This window comes from Paenibacillus radicibacter, assembly GCF_024721995.1.
In the GTDB taxonomy this organism is placed as follows: Bacteria; Bacillota; Bacilli; order Paenibacillales; family NBRC-103111; genus Paenibacillus_AM; species Paenibacillus_AM radicibacter.
Genome location: NZ_JANQBC010000012.1, coordinates 188218 through 206072, shown reverse-complemented (window position 1 = coordinate 206072; position 17855 = coordinate 188218). Strand labels below are relative to the sequence as shown.

Here is a 17855-nt window from a genome sequence, read left to right as displayed (position 1 = left end):
CGAATGATGCGGACATACTATACTTGTCGGTGAAAAGAGAGGTGTGGTTCCGTTGAACGACGTGAGCAAATACCGAAGTGATCTTTCGTAAACTTGTGAATCTTAGCTGGAGGGCGATGTGCTAAAGACACGTTAGTGTAAGTAGACACAGATGAGGCCAGATAGGTATACAGCAAGCAAATGAAATGGTGTACTGAACTTAACAACACCGGCCAGGAAGAGCCCTTCGGGGCTCTTTTTGTATGTATATAGATGATTGAATAATAAAAAGGTCCGCACCTTATAAAGATACGAACCTTAGATCATTACTCTTCACTCTTCAAAAGCAGAAGGGCTTTTCTTGCGAAGCAGCAGGAACAACCCGCCAATAATGAAGATTGCAGCTACAAATATGACTTGCATGTAGTCTTTAACAATGAAATAAATTTTGTTCCACTGATTATAATCGATATCGAAAAAAGTTCGGAATACAACGCCGCCTAAACGTTCAAAGACAAAGTAGAACGCGATAAATATCATGCCAAGTCCAATCCATTTGCGGTAATTCGTTAAATATCCACTAATAACAGGACGATCCTCAACACCGTATGTTTCATACTTTGAAATGAGCTGTAGTGAATCAAAAAACGCGAAGAACCAGATGATCGGTACAAGGAATAAGAAAATCGACAGGCGCATCATGTCCATGAGATATAAGGATACTAGGAATACGATCATGAGTTGAATCCCGCGTTTTTGTGCGCCGAGATATAAATGACCTGCTCCTGGGAAAATAGAAAGTAGTGTCGCGATTGTACGATTCTTCGTGTCATAAGGACGGTTCTGATAAAAATCTTCGAAAAAGGATTGATCGCTGATCCGTTCACCTTGCATCTTCTTACGGTACAAGTGAAAGGCGTCAAATAGGGAGTAGAACCAGATCACAGGCATAATGAGCAGGAAGCCCATAAAGCCGCCACGCCCAGTCATGCCACTTACAAAGCTTAAGAAGATCGGTACACTGAAGAATAAAGCCATCGTCGTGAGTCCACGTTTCATAAGCCCCATATAGAAATGCGCGATACCTGGGATGATCGATAGGAATATGATTTTGGCTGTACCTGTCTGTGTCGGATAAAGCGGCTGTTCATAAGGCATAGGACCATAGGAGTGAGCGGAATGCTGTGAACCGTTCATGTATGGATTTGCATAGATTGGCGGCACATTCGGATCGAGTGGATTGGCATATGCATGCATGTTATGCATAAGATACTTCGTCCGCTCTTGATTAATACAAATGAGTGTATCGATTAAGCAGATGACCCACAGGGCGATATCTAGAAAGAAGAAAACAAAAGCACCTTCATGTGCGCGTACAGAGATTAAAAAGAAAAACAGGACAACAACACCCCAGAAAGGGATGCCATAGGCCATTGCACGTGTATGCCTGCCGATCAAGGAATGACCAAGTCCGGGGAAAAGGGCAGAGAAGTAATTGATAAAGCTTGGATAGGGATTCAAGAAAAAACCTCCTTTGTATATAAGTACATATTAGTTTGAATTTGGATCTTTAGGTGGAGCGACTTTTAGGAAGCGAATGGTTTGTTCAACGAGCTGGTCACTCACTCTGCTAACATTGTTGGAAGGGTTATGCCGAAAATCATCTACTTGCTGGAAGATGGCTTGGAATATACCAGTGAACATCAGCAAAATGGTTGCGGCAGCAGCGATAAAGTAATTACGAAGCATTCGTGTACGATCAGAAGCCGGTTTCTTAGGATGCTGCTTGGTAGGTAAGCTGACAGTAGGTACTTCAATTTGTTCCATAATGGAATTGGTAAGCGTAACAGGATCGACAGGAGTGGGTAGATTGGATGAAAGTTGCTCCACACAGGACAAATAGGTTTCCAAGCAGTCAGGACAGCGATAGAGGTGTTCTTCCAGCAAGAGCATGACCTCTCTATCCAGTTCCCCTTGGATGTATGGGTACCACGTATTTGCATCAACATGTTTCATCGAAAATCTTCCTCCTTCCAGCGATTGCGTATCCACTTCTTAGCACGGTACAGCTTGGATTCCACGGTTTTAGTCGAGATTCCCTGTTCATCAGCAATTTCTTGGTATGATTTTTCCTTAAAATAATAATCGACAACAACTTCTCTGTAATTATCAGGGACGGTCTGTAGTTGTTCATGAACATATTCCCTCGTCTCTTGGACGTGAATAGCTTGCTCCACGACGGTATGAGGGCTAAAGACGGAAGTATCCTGTGCTCGAGCAAGCTGCTCTTGATGGATTATGGCTTGTTCACGCGCTCTGAGCAGTTTACGTCGATGGTCGATCGCTTTGTTAATGGCAATGCGGCTCATCCAAGTGCGAAGTCCTTTATATTCGTACTGAGGGAGAGCACGGTGAATCTGAACAAAAATTTCTTGAGTTGCATCTTCTGCATCTCCTGGATGTTTCAGAACGGAATAAGCAAGCTGATAAATCATAGTACGATATGTATCGACAAGATGACGAAACGCGTCCTGATTGCCTGCTAAGATCTGCTTGACGAGATGATGTTCATCGATGGTCTCTCCCTCCTTTCCACTGAATAGACGAAATTAGTTCGGTACAACCCTGCATGTCTAAACACTAGTTTTTATAAAATAAATTTATCATACCTGTGAGAAAGGTAGCTATTGATCTTTCTTGCCAAAGTGAGTATACTAAGTAACAAATTATCAGATATCGTGACTATGCCTATGAAGAGCATCCAACTCGGAGGCGTTTTTGACCAGAGTCGTAAGGGAATGATCTCTTATACGTACTCCCTAAATAAACCGGCACCGCCCGTTATCGCGGAACCAAGAGGATCAGCAGTTCTTTTTCTATAAAAGAAGAGGCTGATCAAGTTGGGTGGCACCGCGAGCAAACGCTCCTCGTCCCAATCGGATGAGGGCGTTTTTTGTATTTTTATAAACAAAGGGGCGCGGTGTATATGTTAGATATTCGATTTATTCGTGAACACGCAGATGTCATTCAAGAGGTAGCACAACAGAAGAGGATTGCAATTTCGATTCCAGATCTGCTCGTATGTGATGAGAAGAAGCGGGAGTTGTTGCAGATGGTGGAAGGTTTGAGAAGCCAGCGGAACAGCTTGTCGCAGCAGATTAGCGTACTAGTGAGAGAGGGAAAGCAAGGCGAGATTGCTGGAATTCGGGAGCAGGTCAAAGGGGTTAACGAGCAATTAACGGTAGTTGAAGCGGATCTTGCGCTTGTGGAAGCAGAGTTTGGTCAGATGATGCAACTGGTGCCGAATGTGGTAGCACCTGATACGCCGATCGGTGAGTCGGATGCCGATAATGTGGAAGTGAAGCGGGTTGGGGATATTCCGGAATTTGATTATGAATTCTTGGATCATGTAACACTTGGTGAGAAGCACGGAATGATCGATATTCCACGCGGGGTGAAAGTCGCAGGAACGCGGAATTATTTTCTCAAAGGCGATGGATTGCTCTTGCACCGTGCAGTGCAGCAGATGACACTGGATTACTTGGTTGAACGCGGATTTACACCGATGGATGTACCTCTAATTGTGCGTGCAGAGGCACTTGATGGAACAGGTTTCTTCCCGCTGGGAGAAGATACGACGTTTAAGATGTACGATGAAGGCAAATGGCTCGTAGGCACATCGGAAGTGCCGCTTGTGTCGTATTATCGCGATGAGATCGTCGATCTGGAAGAGCCGATTCGTATGGCAGGGGTGTCGACTTGCTTCCGTAGTGAGGTAGGTTCGGCAGGCAAGGACGTCCGCGGTTTGTACCGGGTGCATCAGTTTGCGAAAGTTGAACAAGTGCTATTTTGCGAAAATAATCCAGAGGTGTCGGAGCGACTACTTGAAGAAATGACGCAGCATGCAGAGGCAATACTACAGATGTTAGAGCTACCGTATCGCTTGGTGGCGGTATGTACAGGGGATATGTCGCAGAAGACGTACAAACAGTATGATATCGAGACTTGGATGCCGAGCAGAGATAGCTATGGGGAGACGCATTCGTCGTCGAATTTGCATGATTTTCAGGCGAGACGTTCGAATATACGCTACCGTGACAAGGAAGGCAAGCTGCAATATTGCCACACACTCAACAATACAGCGGTGGCATCGCCGCGGATTTTAATTCCTTTGTTAGAAAACCATCAACAGCCAGATGGCTCGATCTATATTCCGAAAGCATTGCGTCCGTACATGGGGAATCGTGAGGCAATTATCAGAATAGTTGAACTTTAAAATAACGCTTACATTACCAATTATCTTGCATTATAATAATTCTAAAAGAGCACAGTTTTTGACAGGCTGTGCTTCTTTTGGAACAAAGTAGAAGGATACACGGATAATATGGGAGGTTCAACTAATGACTATGCAGCAGGAAAAGATGGGGTTTTCACCTGAAGATCGGTTACTTATTGTAAATGCCGATGATTATGGAATGTGTCATACGAGTAATTTAGCCATTCAAGAGCTTCTATTGTCCGGCGCCGTGTCCTCAGCAACATTGATGGTACCTTGCCCGTGGGCGAAGGAAGCAGCGGTATTTAGCAGGGATCACGATCACTTGGATGTTGGTGTTCATCTAACATTTACGAGTGAGTGGCCGCTCTATAAATGGGGTCCTGTATCGAGTCTTGACAGCGTTTACACACTTGCAACACATGAGGGGTTCTTCCCAGAAACGTGCTTTGAGTTTGAGTCTCATGCCGATGCGGCGCACGTGCGTAAAGAGATTTTTAACCAAATTGAACAAGCGATTGCTTGGGGTGTAGACCCAACACATCTAGACATTCATATGGGCAGCTTATATGGGCTGACGACGGGAAAAGACTTTCTAGAGACGGTGTTCGAAGCTTGTAAGTATTATGAACTTCCGCTGCGATTACCGCGTCGATTCGCAGGCATTCATCTGCTTAGCCAAGTGGCATTACTTGCTGAAAAGCGTGTACGCTCAGCCGAAGCGAAAGGCATCATGATCATTGATGATCTGTATCAACTACCATTTGCGACACAAGCGGGTGAAACGTATGAAGACGTGAAGCTACAGATGATGAACATTATTCGTGGACTCCGTGCGGGTATATCAGAGATATTGATTCATCCGGGTACGGTGACGTCAGAACTCGATGCAATCATGCCATATGCCGCTAAGCGTGAAATGGAAAGACAGCTGTTCCTTGATCCAGAGATTCAGGAGTTAATTGCTGCCGAAGGGATTAAGAAAATTAGTTATCGCAACTTAAGAGACGCCCAGCGCGGGCTTGTCTAATATATAGGTTTGGGGAGTACCGCCTACAGGGATGTGGGCGGTTTTTTTGTGGTAATCCATCGTGATATCTATATGTTGATAGGGTCAAAGAAAAAGCACCCGTTACGGTGCAAAGAATCGATATATTTTTATTCAAAAACTAAAACTGCATCAGGAGTTAGAGTAACCTTGTTGGTTATTTTTAGTTCCCCTGTTTTATCTAGATAATCACTTACAATTTTCTCTGCATTAATGGTACTTACACTTATCCAATCCGTATAAAGGTCTCCAAAGTGCTCTAGGAACCAATCTGAGGTATACTCGCTAAAAGTGCCGAAAACTTCATATATTTCTCCAACCGTGTTGGTTCTTTTCTTTCCTTTATCATCTGTCCAAGCTATTAACTTATTTAGATCTACTTCCCGTATATCTTCTGATTCAACCCGCAGCATACTGCCTTCTACTCGATAATAAATATTTGCTACATGTTCAAACTCATGCCCTTTTAGTTTAAACATTCCTTTTCTTTTTCCGATAGCTGGCTCAGTATAAAGTTTAGTAGTTAGTTGAAACTCCGTGAATTCACCTATAAAAGCTGTTGCTGTTTGTGAGTTATATCCGATAGGAATCCCAAGAATATCAAGTGCCGCTCTCATCGGTACAAAGGTACGTCCATTAATTACAATATTATTAGCCTCAATCTTATCTCCATGAACTTTAACCGTGATATCATTAAATATAGCATCGACATCTTGAGTTGATTTTTGTTGTATATTCTCGGAATCCATTATATTTGCGGCTTCTTTTTCCCATTGATTAATTACACTTGTTGGAACTTCACCAACAGGTAGTTGGCCGATGTAAGCCGTTTTTGTAGCTTCATAGTAGTTAACTTCCAAGTCCCATAGTTCAGCTAAACTTCTTATGGGTAAATATGTAGTTCCTTTGTACACTAAATTATCAGCGTTGAAATGTTTCCCATTTACAACTATGTTTGTTTGATTGAATTGAACAGTAATTTTTTCTTGCTGTGTTTGTGCAATTGCGGAGTTACAACCGAATATGAGAAGTGCCAAAGTCACCGTAATACTAATCTTCTTCATGATTTGTATGCCTCCTTATAGATGTGTATTTAACTAATTCCATATTTAAAATAAATTACCTTCTTATCGTCAACTTTATTGAAAGCGATACCATTTTTTCAAGACAAGCTATTGACTAATGGTTAAATCCGTCGTATATTGAATGTGTAACCGGTTACCTAATGAAGTGGAGTGAGTGTATGTCTTCGATTAAAGATGTAGCAAAAATGGCTGGAGTGTCTGTTGCTACAGTATCTAGGGTGCTCAATGATAAAGGCTATGTTGGGCGTGACACAAGAGAAAAGGTTGAGAAAGCGATTAGCGAGCTCAATTATAAGCCCAATGAAGTGGCTAGAAGCCTATTCAAGAAACAGTCGAGCACGATTGGTTTAATTGTGCCAGACATTATGAACCCTTTCTTTACGGAGCTTGCTCGCGCAGTGGAAGATACTGCTTCGAATTTAGGTTACAACGTCATCTTATGCAATTCAGATGGGAATAGTAAGAAGGAACAAGGTTATCTCGATGTATTACAGCAGAACTATGTGAATGGCATTATTATTTCATCCAATACCCTTACTGCTGAGCAGGTTAAGGCTATGAATATGCCGGTTGTCAGCATTGACCGCGAGATTAGCCGAGGCTTACCGACGATCGTTGTCGAGAATAAGAACGGTGCAGTTGCAGCAACTCAATTTTTAAAAAAGAAGGGTTGTAAACGCATTGCTCACATTCGCGGCACACATGGAGTTGTGAATGCGGAGGAACGATTCGAAGGGTATAAAGAAGTGGTAGCTGCGGAAGAATGGTATAGCGATAGCTATATTGTTGATGGCGACTATGATATGCAGACTTCAGTTGAAGCTACGCTAGATTTGCTAAAGCGTCACCCTGAGGTGGATGGTATTTTTGCAGCGAATGACATTATGGCAATTGGTGCGATTAAAGTTGCACACCAACTTGGAATTAAAATCCCTGAGCAGCTGTCGATTGTGGGTTTTGACGGTATAGCACTTACGAATGTGTTAACACCCGAACTTACGACCATCGCTCAACCGATTTATGAGTTAGGGGAAACGGCAATGAACATGCTGGTAGGACTCATGGGTCAACAACCAGTTCATGAAACATATTATAAATTAGAAGTTACGTTAATAGAGAAAAATTCGACATAAGGAGTAGGAGTATGGAGCGCAAACCTCGAGTTACGATTGTTGGAAGTATCAACATGGACTTGGTTACGATCACGTCCCAAGTTCCGCAAGTCGGCGAAACACTCTTCGGTGAACAGTTCCACATGAACCCTGGAGGCAAGGGGGCGAATCAAGCGGTAGCTGCGGCAAGGCTTGGCGCACATGTACAGCTTATCGGTTGTGTAGGAACAGACACATTTGGCAAAGAGCTAGTCGTGCATCTTGAAAAACAGGGTGTAGATGTCACGAATGTGGAACCGGTTACAGGTTCGACTGGAACAGCATCCATTACGGTAGCAGAAGGAGATAACAGTATTATTGTGGTTCCTGCTGCAAATTATAGAGTTACGGCAGACTTTGTAGAGTCAAAGCGAGATGTTATTGCAAACAGCGATATTCTAGTCCTTCAACTTGAGATTCCGCTAGAAGCGGTAGAGAAGGCAGTCGAGATTGCTCATGCCAATAACGTGAAAGTAATCTTAAACCCAGCTCCAATTCAAGAACTGACTGCGGAATTGATTAGCAAAGTAGACTATATCACTCCTAATGAACATGAGCAGTTGTTGTTAAAGCAAACACACAAGGAGCAAGAGCTTGCAGGTAAGCTTATCGTGACGAAAGGCAGCCAAGGCGTGACCATTACCAAGGCAGGTCAAGAGATTCAGATTCCAGCTTACAAAGTGGATGTTGTCGACACAACAGGAGCAGGTGACTCTTTCAACGGAGGACTTGCATGTGCACTTGTTCGCGGACTTGATCTAGAAGAAGCTTGTCGCTTTGGTAACGCAGTTGGAGCTCTATCGACGACAAAGCTAGGCGCACAATCCGGAATGCCGACAGCGGAAGAAGTCGTAGCATTCATTCAAAATCAAGCGTAATCAGCTAAAGACTGATTCGCTTATAGAAGCAAAATGTAATCGCTTACTTTCAAAATTTGATTATATACATTCGAGGAGGAACTTACGATGACTAGAAGACCGATTATTATTGACACAGACCCAGGTATTGATGATGCAGTTGCTCTTGCGATTGCGCTATTCAGCGAGAAGCTGGATGTTCGCTTAATTACGACAGTTGCGGGTAATGTTGGACTTGAGAAAGTAACGAAGAATGCAGTTCACTTGCTTGAATTTTTCGGTAAAAAGGTTCCTATCGCACTTGGTGCAGCAAGACCGCTAATCAAGGCACCGATTGATGCAAGTGACATTCACGGTTCTACGGGCATGGACGGTTTTGATTTCAAGGAGCCTAAGGAAGATCTAGTATTGAAAGAGCATGCGGTGAATGCAATGTACCGTGTCATCATGGAAAATGAGGGACCAACGACGCTTGTTCCGATCGGTCCACTTACGAACATTGCCTTATTACTTTCCATGTATCCAGATGTAAAAGAGAAGATCGATGAGATCGTGTTGATGGGCGGCTCCTTAACTCGCGGCAACTACGGTGTAATGTCCGAATTTAATATTGCTGCTGACCCGGAAGCAGCGAAGATGGTATTCCATTCTGGCGTTCCAATTGTCATGGCAGGACTCGATGTGGGCTGGAAAGCACTTGTGTTCCCAGAAGACAGTGAGAAGTTGAAAGATATGAATGAGACGGGCAACATGATTTATCATCTTTTCCAAAAATATAGAGGCGGCAGCATGAAGACAGGACTTAAGATGTACGATAGCTGTGCGATTGCGTACTTGCTTAAACCTGAAATGTACGAAGTTGCAGAGACATTCGTTGATATCGAACTAAGCGGATCCATGACAGCAGGATGTACAGTTGTTGACTTAAGAGGGTACTTGAAGCAACCAAACAATGCAAAAGTGTGCGTAGATATCGATCCAGTTATGTTCAAAGAATGGTTTATGGAAAGCTTAAGCAAGTGTAAATAACGGACAACTAGATGTTTGAGGGAGGAATCAACTCATGGATTCGAATTTAATCATGTATGCATCAGCAATTATTGCTGTACTCATTGTTATTTATATGTTGATTAAGAAAATGGACATCAAGATCACGTTGTTCCTGATGGGTATTATCCTAATCTTCATTAGTATGGCGATGGGTAAGGATATTGCGATCAAAAAATTCGTCTCAACTGGCTCATTATGGTTAGACCCCTTGCAGGTCATCGTTACCCAGTTTAAAGATACGTTCACAGCTGCTGGATTTATCGTTCTAATCTTAGGTGGATACACAGCTTATATGTCGTCCATCGGTGCGAATGATGTAACGGTTAACGCATTAACGAAGCCCATTTCAAAAGTGAAATCGGTATACATTTTAGTTCCACTTGTATTCTTACTTGGTAATGCGTTGTCACTTGTTGTGCCGAGTGCTTCGAATTTAGCGATTATTTTGCTAGCGACATTGTACCCGATCTTGAGAAAAGCAGGCATGTCGCCACTAACTGCAGGGGCAATTATTGCAACGTCTGCTACAATCGTACCTACACCACTTGGCAGTGATAACGTTGCGATTGCAGAAGAACTTGCGAAACATGCTTCCTTCGCAGGACTTACCGTAACAGACTATGTATTCAAATATCATGCGTTGGTATCGATTCCGACGTTGCTCTTCATTGCAGTTGTCCACTACTTCTGGCAGAAGCGAATGGATAAGAAGGCAAGTCTAAAAGCAGGTACAGGTAGCAATGAGACGATTGAAGAGACAAAAACAGCAGAAGTTAAAGGTGGATTGCTCTTCAAAACGGTATATGCGATTCTTCCGGTATTCCCCATTGTGCTCTTACTTGTAGCTTATGGGTTGCAGCTTGTAACAGGTAAGGCGATTAACATCAGTGTAGAGGTTGCTACTCTTGTATCGTTCATCCTAGCGATTGTATGTGAGCTCATTCGTCATAAAGGGAATAAGAGTGTACTTGAGAAGACCGAGGCATTCTTCAAAGGTATGGGTGGTGCAATTCCGATTGTGGCGTTGCTAGTTGCAGCATCCGTCTTCGTAACTGGCCTCAAATCAATTGGTCTTATGGATGAACTGCAATCCGCGATGCAGCATATCCAAGGTAATGGTCTAGACTTTGTTCTACCGTTAATTCTAGTTGCGCTAACGGCTCTAATCGTTATCTTGAGTGGTAGTGGAATTGCACTCGTGTTTGCAATGGTTCCGTTAATTGTGCCACTTGCTGAGGCAGCAGGTATTAGTCCAATCTCCATTTCGGTTCCACTTGGTCTAGCGGGCAACTTGTTCCGCGCCGTATCACCGGTTGCGGCAGTTGTTCTGATCGTTGCAGGTACGGTAAAAGCAGATCCAATCGCAATTGTGAAGCGGACTTCAGTTCCGATGATTGCTGGTGTAATCTTCATGTTTATTCTATCCATGATCATGTTCCAATAAATTCGTTGTTAGTAACGAATAGAGAAGGACCGTTGTCCAAGATAATATTGAGTTTTATTGCGCTGAACGTTTCGGTACTCAGTGGAATCATCATTCCTTGGTTATACGTATATTTTTCCATACAGTGATGATGAGGTGGGAGAAGCTTAAAAACTGTCTTTACGAAATCTTTAAGGAAACTTTATAATAGATAAAGAAAATTATGAAAATAAGCTGCTATCTGTTGCGTACAGGGGCAGCTTTTTCAATTGCGACGAGAGGGGAACACCATAGTGGGGGCAACATTGTTATACATTGAGGATGATAAGGAGATTGGTTCCTTTGTTGTTGATCATCTACAGGAGAATCAATATGAAGTGAAGTGGTTGATAAGTGGGGATCGTGCGGTAGAGGAGTTGGAGGGATGCAATCTCGTCATTTTGGACATTATGCTACCTGGATTAGATGGGTTCACAGTTGGTCAGCGTTTGAAAAAGGCGGGGCCCGCGATTCCCATTCTGATGTTATCTGCACGCACATCGATAGATGATAAGATTCAAGGGCTCCAATTGGCGGACGACTACTTAACGAAGCCGTTTCACCCCGATGAACTCGTTGCTCGTATTGAGGTATTGCTGCGTCGTTCCAGTGAGCCGTCGAAGGAAGCGAAGCGAATTAAGCATTTGGAAGTGTATGAGGCGGAAAATCGGATCATCAACACGGATAACGGCGAAGAGATCATGTTAAGCGGTAAGCAGTTTCACATCTTTATGTACTTGATCCGCCATCTCGGCCAGATTATGACGAAGGAGCAAATTTACGAGTCGGTGTGGGGCGAATCATACATTGAGGGCGATAAGACACTGATGGTACATATCCGATATTTACGCGAGAAGCTCGAGAGGGATGCGGCAGCGCCGGAAGTGATCCAGACGATTCGAGGGCTCGGTTATCGCGTGAGGGGATGATAGGATGAAGAAATTTCTGAATCGTATACGACCGAAAAATTGGTTTCGAAAACAGTCCCTGTTAACAAGATATTTCATTATCATCCTAGCAGGCATCCTATTTATTCCAATCATTATGCCCCTTGCAAGCATATCGTATCTGCTTTCCACTCAGATTATAGAAGGTGAATTTAAGCCGCGCTTTAAGTACGGCAACACAGCGGAAATTAAGGACATGTGGTATGCGAAGGCGATCGAGATGGAAGGGAAGACGGACGAATATATACATAATGACTTTGAACAGTTGAAGAAGGACTACCCGGAAGCGTCATTTTTCTGGGTCGATGAGAAAAGTGTAACGAGAGCGGAGGTTCCGGAGCAAGTGAACATCCCAGCAACATGGGCTGCACACGAAGTCGTCAACTTTATGAAGAATAGCTTTAATAATGACCCGTATACGATCATTGCATATATGGGGAAAGGCAACAAGGGGCCGAGCTTTATGGTCATGCAAATTCCTCGTGAGCTCGTAACAGACGATAATCCTGCTGGTTCAGGAACACCATATTATGTAAGTTTCGTCCTCATTACGTTTATACTATTTATAACGGTGTCGCTACTATTCTTCCGTGGAATTCGCCGCAGATTACTGCATCTTCAGGATGCAATGGTTATTGAAGACGAGCAGGGCATCCCGCAGACAATTAAGCTGTCACGTGAGGATGAGATCGGTGCATTGGAGCAATCATTCAATGGTATGATTGAGCAGATGCGTGAAAGTAAAGCACGACAGACAGAGGAAGAAGAGCTCCGCAAGACGTTAATCGCGAACCTTTCGCACGACCTTCGTACACCGTTAACAATCATGAACGGCCATCTATACGGGATGCAGCGTGAGCAATTGACAGAGCAAGGCCAGCAATCACTGAAGGTGATTCAGGAGAAGTCGCAAGGTCTTGGTGAACTCATCGATAACCTGCTCGCCTACACGCTAATGACGAGCGGGCGCTATTCCTTAACGTTCAAGTCACAAGATGTGCTGCGCATTGCAAGAGAAAGTGCGGCAAGTTGGTACCCAATATGGGAAAAAGCGAATATCGAGGCGGATATTGATCTGCCCGACATGACGCTTATGTGGCGAGTGGATAAAGCAGCTTTCCAAAGGGTCGTGGATAATTTGTTTCAGAACATTATCCGTCACGCCGCTCAAGGGAGATATGTGGGTCTATTCGTAGAGGAGCGGGAAGGTCGTCAGGCGCTCGTCATTGTCGATCGCGGGCCAGGCATAGATGCTAAGTCTGATGCGAAAGGCGCAGGTATTGGGATGGCAATTATCAACTACTTGATCAAAGAGATGAAGCTAGACTGGTCGATAGACAGTTCACCAGAAGGGTCACGGATCTCGATATATGAACGCTAATAGAGGTACTTGTAAGTTTAAACTACTTTTAAACTTGCAAGTACTTTTTATTTAACCTTCAAGCGGTAATATAGATTTTGAGGTGATTGAGATGAATAATAACAAATGGGTAATTGAGACCAAGGGTCTCAGTAAACAATATAAAGGACACCAAGTCGTATCCGACTTGAACTTGCAAATTGCGAAAGGCGAAATTTACGGATTTTTAGGTCCGAATGGCGCGGGTAAAACAACGACAATCCGTATGCTGCTCGGTCTCATTAAACCGACAACTGGCAACATTGAAATATTCGGTAAGTCACTTGAAAAGGAGCGCATGTCGATCTTGAGAAAAATCGGCTCGCTCGTCGAATATCCTTCCAACTACGCGCACTTGAACGCGATTGATAACTTAGAAGCAATTCGCCACATTATCGATGTGCCGAAATCACGTATTGACGAAGTACTTGCTATTGTAGGTCTGACGAAAGACGCAAAACGAGCTGTCAGAGGGTACTCCCTTGGGATGAAACAGCGCTTGGGAATCGCCAGTGCATTGCTCGGTAATCCGGAATTGCTAATCTTGGACGAGCCGACAAACGGTCTTGATCCAGCGGGTATATTGGAAATTCGTGAACTAATTAAAGAGATGCCAAAGAAGCATGGCATTACAGTTGTTGTATCGAGCCACTTGCTCAGCGAAGTAGAGCAGATGGCATCGATGATCGGGATTATCCAGCAAGGAAAGCTCGTTTACCAAGATACGATCAGAAACATGCAGCGTCAATCGCAAGCTGTGATGAAGCTGCGCGTATCTGATCCAATTGCAGCTCGACAAGTGCTCGTGCAACAAGAGATGCCAATTACATTAGTGAATGATTCCAACGTACTTGAACTAGGATCTACAGATGAAGATATCGTGGCAGGTGCGGTTCGCAGTCTCATCTTAGCTGGACATGAAGTATATCGCGTGGAAGAAGAGCGTCAGTCGCTGGAACAATTGTTCCTCGATATTGTGGAGGAGGGGAAAGGCAATGCTAGCTAGAGCATTCAGAGCAGATCTTTTGAAGATGAAAGGCAAAGGGCTGTGGTTTCTCGTTCTTCTCGCCCCGCTTGGTCTTATTGCGATGCAGGCGCTCAACTATGGATTGCGCTATGATTATTTGATGCAACAATATGCAGATGATCAATGGGGCAACCTGTTTCATAATTTAATGGGCTTTATCCCGATCGCCCTGTTGCTAGGTGTAACGATACTGGGCTCGATGACAGCGAGTATTGAACATCAGCTCAGTTCGTGGAAACAACTGTTGGCGTTGCCGATTTCTCGGTATTCGGTGTATGCTTCGAAGTTTATGGTCGTCGTGCTTATGCTGACGATGGCTTGCATTTTGCTCATGTTTGGGACGGTTGTTCTCGGACTTGGACTTGGTTTTGAAGCGAGCATTCCAGTAGCTAAATTGTTGAAAATGTCGTTCTTCCCGTTCATTGCAGCATGGCCGCTTCTAGCGTTTGTGTTATGGTTGTGTTTGACTTTCAAAAACCAGTCGATGCCAATTACGATCGGCGTAGTGTGTGCGGTATTGGCATTCTCACCGGTGGACGAGCGCCTGCCGATTAGCTGGCCGTATGCGGCTTATCAATCGGCAAACAGTTTGCTATTTTTAGGTGCAGGTTTAGTGTGCGGTGTGATCGTCTTTGCAATAGGCTCGATTCACTTTAATAAGAAGGACGTGAGTTAAGATGGGATTTCGTTCATTTATCGGGTTATTTCGTTCGGAACAGTTGAAGATTAGTCGGTCCCGCATCTGGGCAATTATTATAGCAAGTCCACTTTTAGCAGTCATAATCGGTTCGTTAGTTTCGCTGGACAAATTGCCAACAGAGGCACATTATTTATTCCTTCAAACGGTTACATTTTCATTGCATGCGCTGCTATTGCTGCCGATCATGACGGCGATCTTGTCCGCTACCGTTTGCCGCTATGAGCATGAGGGAGGCGGTTGGAAATCATTGCTTTCGCTGCCTACGTCCCGCATGAACGTTTACCTCGTGAAGTTTATTATTGTAGCTCTGCTGCTTGCTGTTACCCAGTTGCTCATGCTGGTTGCGTTTGGCATTGCACTAACTGTTCAAGGGATCCCTGGCGGATTGAACTTGGAGCTGACACTGCCTGCTATCATTAGTGGATGGGTAGCTTGCTTGCCGCTCGCTGCGCTTCAATTGTGGGTGTCAATCGGATGGAGCAGCTTTGGGGCAGCACTCGCGATAAACGTGGTGTTTACGCTCCCGAATATTTTGATCGTGAACTCCGAACAATTTGGCCCTTACTATCCGTGGGCACAGCCTGCTTTTGGCATGATCGTAAGCGAAGGTGGAGCGAGCTTCAGTGGGCTTACACTACCGATGGAAAACTTATTCATAACGGTGGGAGGAAGCTTCCTGTTCTTCTTCATCGGAGGGTTGCTCTATCTGAAACGCAAGGAAGTGTAATAGAATGACGCTTTATCAGATTCGGCTGATTAAAGACTGTTGGAAGTACTATTGGATGTTTATGGTTGCCTCAACACAAGGTCAAACTCGACCCAATTTGTCCTTGTGCTGAGTTGGTTGCGATACATATTCAGGCTATCATGTCCCTCTGAACAATTACTGAACTTCGAATTATTTGGTCGTAATGACGACAGTCTGCGTCTTCCCATCCCATGTTACGTTTCCACCGAACAACTCACCAACGAACCTTGCGGGAGCCAAGGTAAAGCCATTCACGAGCTGCGCAGGCTGATCGAGCGCTTTAAATTGACCATTCACATAAGCGATCTTCTCATTCACCGTTAGCTTGAGCGAAGTACTACCTTTCTGTGCGGTAACGGTCTGCGTTGCTTCATCAAACTTCACAACAGCTCCCATCGCTTCAAAAATCGCCCTTAGCGGTGCCATCGTAGATCCATTAAGAATAAGTGGAGGCTGCTTGAACACTTGCTCCTTGCCATTAATCATCACATTAACCCGAGGTGCGATTCCGAATGACTTACTCGCGACTTTCTCACCAGATTTGTTATAAACTCGTAGCTCAAGTACCGATCCATGCATGACATCTCCAGCGTCGAGCTCCAAGCCATAAGGCAGTTCCGTTTGCGTAGCAATGACTTGTCCATTGAGCACATATTCAATTTTGCCAATATACACATCTGGAATCTTTACGAACGGGACGAACTTCGCTTTCTTGGAAAAGGATTCATGCTCTGCGTCCACTTTCACATATCCGATCCCGCCTTCCGGCGCTGCGCCATCGGATACTTTTGAAAGTAGGAACGGATTTGCGATCAGCTTGCTGTAATAGCTCTGAATGCTTGCCGAAGTGCTAAGTGTGTAGTCGTTCTTCGCATTCTTCATCTGCTGATCCACGTTAAAGTACGTGATCGCTTTCAGTCTTGGATATTTGTAAGGCATAATTTCATATAATCGCTGTAAATTAAGTTTTGCCCAGTCTGTAAAATCTTCTTTAGCCGAATGGGAGTAGTGAGGTACCCCCGTCTCGCTCAACATCAGCGGCTTGCGATCTGCGTATGTATTGTACAATTTAGTGAGTCGCTCTACGTTACTCGTCTGCAACATAGATGGCAGAGAAAGATCGCCGTTCGCATACGGTTCAATGTATAGGCTAACGCCAACCCAATCTACATAATCATCACCCGGATAGTAGGCATCAATCGTGTCAGCAGGTACATCCCCAGGGCTCCATACCATTGCCACATTCGGTGCTTCCTTCGCGAACACATCATGCAGCATGCGGAATTTTTCAATATATTGGCTTGGATTGCCGTGCCACTTTACCCAATTGCCATTCATCTCTCCTGCAAAACGTAAGAAGATCGGAATACCCGCTGCTTTCGCATCTCGCGCCCATTTGCGTAAGTATTCGCCATCTACAACTGGATCGAGCCCATTGTCAGGCTCCCATGCAATTTGCAAGGCACCGCCGGCATCTTTAGCATGCTGCGCATAAGCCATAGGGAATGAGCCCGGCCAGTGTGCGTAAGCTAGATAAATCGCGTGATCCTTACCATACACTTCGCCTACTTTATTAAAGCGATTGCCTGTCTTTGGGTCTTGCTCCGCGTACATCCCTAAGTATGTGCCGTAAGCAGGTTCGAACTTCGCTAGCTTCCCATTCTTCGGCGCTGCTAATGCCTTCAGATCGACAACATGATCATCTTGGCGATAAAGCTCTACAGTCGTGCGAATTTGATCTGCGCGCTGCAACTTATTAAAGCCCCAGTCAGTACCTTTATTCGTCCAATATTTATTTTCCAATTCATAATACGTAATTGCTTGATCGTAATCTCCGATAGAGTCGTAGTATGCGTTCAAGTTACCACTGAATAGGGCGGCGTTATCCCAATTACCGACACTTGCATAATGCTCAGCAAGGAACTTCCAGTGGGGAACTGCATCTGCTTTATTGCCCTTGGCTACTAATTTTTCAGCGGCTTGCCAGCGATTCCATACTGTATCAGCATAGGCCGAGGTAGGGAGGATAGTTAAACTTCCTACGATCATCGTTGCGGCGAGTGTGGCGAGTCCAAGACGTTTCATTTTCTGTGTAATCATGTTTCTATCATGCTCCTTTTCTAGTT

At 44.3% G+C, this 17855-nt stretch carries 16 protein-coding genes; 11 read left to right on the top strand and 5 right to left on the bottom strand.

Going from position 1 to position 17855, the window contains the following annotated elements; translation table 11 throughout:
- Nucleotides 1–312: 312 nt before the first annotated feature.
- Genes NV379_RS21045 through NV379_RS21035 form a run of 3 tightly spaced genes read right to left on the bottom strand, consistent with a single transcriptional unit; the run spans nt 313 to nt 2555 of the window.
- The gene (locus NV379_RS21045) at nt 313–1500 is read right to left on the bottom strand and encodes a hypothetical protein (RefSeq protein ID WP_258209318.1); all 1188 of its coding nucleotides are present in this window, start codon (nt 1498–1500) and stop codon (nt 313–315) included.
- Between the two features lie 30 nt (nt 1501–1530).
- Nucleotides 1531–1995 (bottom strand): anti-sigma factor, encoded by a 465-nt coding sequence (locus NV379_RS21040; protein WP_258209317.1) that lies wholly within the window; start codon nt 1993–1995, stop codon nt 1531–1533.
- Complete coding sequence (locus tag NV379_RS21035) at nt 1992–2555, bottom strand: RNA polymerase sigma factor (RefSeq protein WP_258209331.1); 564 nt, start codon at nt 2553–2555, stop codon at nt 1992–1994. Before NV379_RS21035 ends, NV379_RS21040 begins: the two co-directional genes overlap by 4 nt.
- 410 nt (nt 2556–2965) lie before the next feature.
- On the opposite strand from NV379_RS21035, the gene serS reads away from it, so the two are divergent.
- Both serS and NV379_RS21025 read left to right on the top strand, forming a co-directional pair.
- Nucleotides 2966–4255, top strand: coding sequence for a serine--tRNA ligase (gene serS / locus NV379_RS21030; RefSeq protein ID WP_258209316.1), 1290 nt, complete (start codon nt 2966–2968; stop codon nt 4253–4255).
- Nucleotides 4256–4379: 124 nt separating this feature from the next.
- On the top strand, nt 4380–5285 hold the full coding sequence (locus NV379_RS21025; RefSeq protein ID WP_258209315.1) for a polysaccharide deacetylase family protein: 906 nt from the start codon (nt 4380–4382) through the stop codon (nt 5283–5285).
- A 128-nt stretch (nt 5286–5413) separates the two neighbouring features.
- On the opposite strand, the gene NV379_RS21020 is transcribed toward NV379_RS21025, so the two are convergent.
- On the bottom strand, nt 5414–6367 hold the full coding sequence (locus NV379_RS21020; RefSeq protein ID WP_258209314.1) for a stalk domain-containing protein: 954 nt from the start codon (nt 6365–6367) through the stop codon (nt 5414–5416).
- 179 nt (nt 6368–6546) lie between these two features.
- Between NV379_RS21020 and NV379_RS21015 the strand changes: the two genes are divergently transcribed.
- From NV379_RS21015 to NV379_RS20975, 9 genes are all read left to right on the top strand, one after another.
- On the top strand, nt 6547–7521 hold the full coding sequence (locus NV379_RS21015; RefSeq protein ID WP_258209313.1) for a LacI family DNA-binding transcriptional regulator: 975 nt from the start codon (nt 6547–6549) through the stop codon (nt 7519–7521).
- 11 nt (nt 7522–7532) lie between these two features.
- A complete protein-coding gene (gene rbsK / locus NV379_RS21010; protein WP_258209312.1) occupies nt 7533–8417 on the top strand; it encodes a ribokinase in 885 nt (294 codons plus the stop codon).
- 87 nt (nt 8418–8504) lie between these two features.
- Entirely contained in the window at nt 8505–9425 is a 921-nt protein-coding gene (gene rihC, locus NV379_RS21005; protein ID WP_258209311.1) for a ribonucleoside hydrolase RihC, read from the top strand.
- 34 nt (nt 9426–9459) lie between these two features.
- Complete coding sequence (dcuC, locus tag NV379_RS21000; protein WP_258209310.1) at nt 9460–10890, top strand: C4-dicarboxylate transporter DcuC; 1431 nt, start codon at nt 9460–9462, stop codon at nt 10888–10890.
- Nucleotides 10891–11162: 272 nt separating this feature from the next.
- Nucleotides 11163–11837, top strand: a complete 675-nt coding sequence (locus NV379_RS20995; RefSeq protein WP_258209309.1) for a response regulator transcription factor — start codon at nt 11163–11165, stop codon at nt 11835–11837.
- Nucleotides 11838–11841: 4 nt separating this feature from the next.
- On the top strand, nt 11842–13236 hold the full coding sequence (locus tag NV379_RS20990) for a sensor histidine kinase (RefSeq protein ID WP_258209308.1): 1395 nt from the start codon (nt 11842–11844) through the stop codon (nt 13234–13236).
- Nucleotides 13237–13327: 91 nt separating this feature from the next.
- Nucleotides 13328–14260 carry an ABC transporter ATP-binding protein gene (locus NV379_RS20985; RefSeq protein WP_258209307.1) on the top strand — a complete coding sequence of 311 codons (933 nt, stop codon included), beginning with the start codon at nt 13328–13330 and terminating at the stop codon, nt 14258–14260.
- A complete protein-coding gene (locus NV379_RS20980; RefSeq protein WP_258209306.1) occupies nt 14250–14957 on the top strand; it encodes an ABC transporter permease in 708 nt (235 codons plus the stop codon). The genes NV379_RS20985 and NV379_RS20980 overlap by 11 nt, the downstream gene beginning before the upstream one ends.
- A gap of 1 nt (nt 14958) precedes the next feature.
- Nucleotides 14959–15708: an ABC transporter permease gene (locus NV379_RS20975; RefSeq protein WP_258209305.1), complete on the top strand. Its 750-nt coding sequence runs from the start codon at nt 14959–14961 to the stop codon at nt 15706–15708.
- Between the two features lie 171 nt (nt 15709–15879).
- Here the strand turns inward: NV379_RS20975 and NV379_RS20970 are convergent, their stop codons facing one another.
- Nucleotides 15880–17829, bottom strand: coding sequence for a stalk domain-containing protein (locus tag NV379_RS20970; RefSeq protein WP_258209304.1), 1950 nt, complete (start codon nt 17827–17829; stop codon nt 15880–15882).
- Nucleotides 17830–17855: the final 26 nt, after the last annotated feature.

Excerpts from the sequence above, each read along its gene's own strand:
- NV379_RS20985 (WP_258209307.1), top strand. The coding sequence starts at position 13,328 with ATGAATAATAACAAATGGGTAATTGAGACCAAGGGTCTCAGTAAACAA.
- NV379_RS20970 (WP_258209304.1), bottom strand. The coding sequence starts at position 17,829 with ATGATTACACAGAAAATGAAACGTCTTGGACTCGCCACACTCGCCGCA.
- rihC (WP_258209311.1), top strand. The coding sequence starts at position 8,505 with ATGACTAGAAGACCGATTATTATTGACACAGACCCAGGTATTGATGAT.
- NV379_RS21040 (WP_258209317.1), bottom strand. The coding sequence starts at position 1,995 with ATGAAACATGTTGATGCAAATACGTGGTACCCATACATCCAAGGGGAA.
- NV379_RS20975 (WP_258209305.1), top strand. The coding sequence starts at position 14,959 with ATGGGATTTCGTTCATTTATCGGGTTATTTCGTTCGGAACAGTTGAAG.
- NV379_RS21015 (WP_258209313.1), top strand. The coding sequence starts at position 6,547 with ATGTCTTCGATTAAAGATGTAGCAAAAATGGCTGGAGTGTCTGTTGCT.
- dcuC (WP_258209310.1), top strand. The coding sequence starts at position 9,460 with ATGGATTCGAATTTAATCATGTATGCATCAGCAATTATTGCTGTACTC.
- NV379_RS21025 (WP_258209315.1), top strand. The coding sequence starts at position 4,380 with ATGACTATGCAGCAGGAAAAGATGGGGTTTTCACCTGAAGATCGGTTA.
- NV379_RS20980 (WP_258209306.1), top strand. The coding sequence starts at position 14,250 with ATGCTAGCTAGAGCATTCAGAGCAGATCTTTTGAAGATGAAAGGCAAA.
- rbsK (WP_258209312.1), top strand. The coding sequence starts at position 7,533 with ATGGAGCGCAAACCTCGAGTTACGATTGTTGGAAGTATCAACATGGAC.
- serS (WP_258209316.1), top strand. The coding sequence starts at position 2,966 with ATGTTAGATATTCGATTTATTCGTGAACACGCAGATGTCATTCAAGAG.
- NV379_RS20990 (WP_258209308.1), top strand. The coding sequence starts at position 11,842 with ATGAAGAAATTTCTGAATCGTATACGACCGAAAAATTGGTTTCGAAAA.
- NV379_RS21020 (WP_258209314.1), bottom strand. The coding sequence starts at position 6,367 with ATGAAGAAGATTAGTATTACGGTGACTTTGGCACTTCTCATATTCGGT.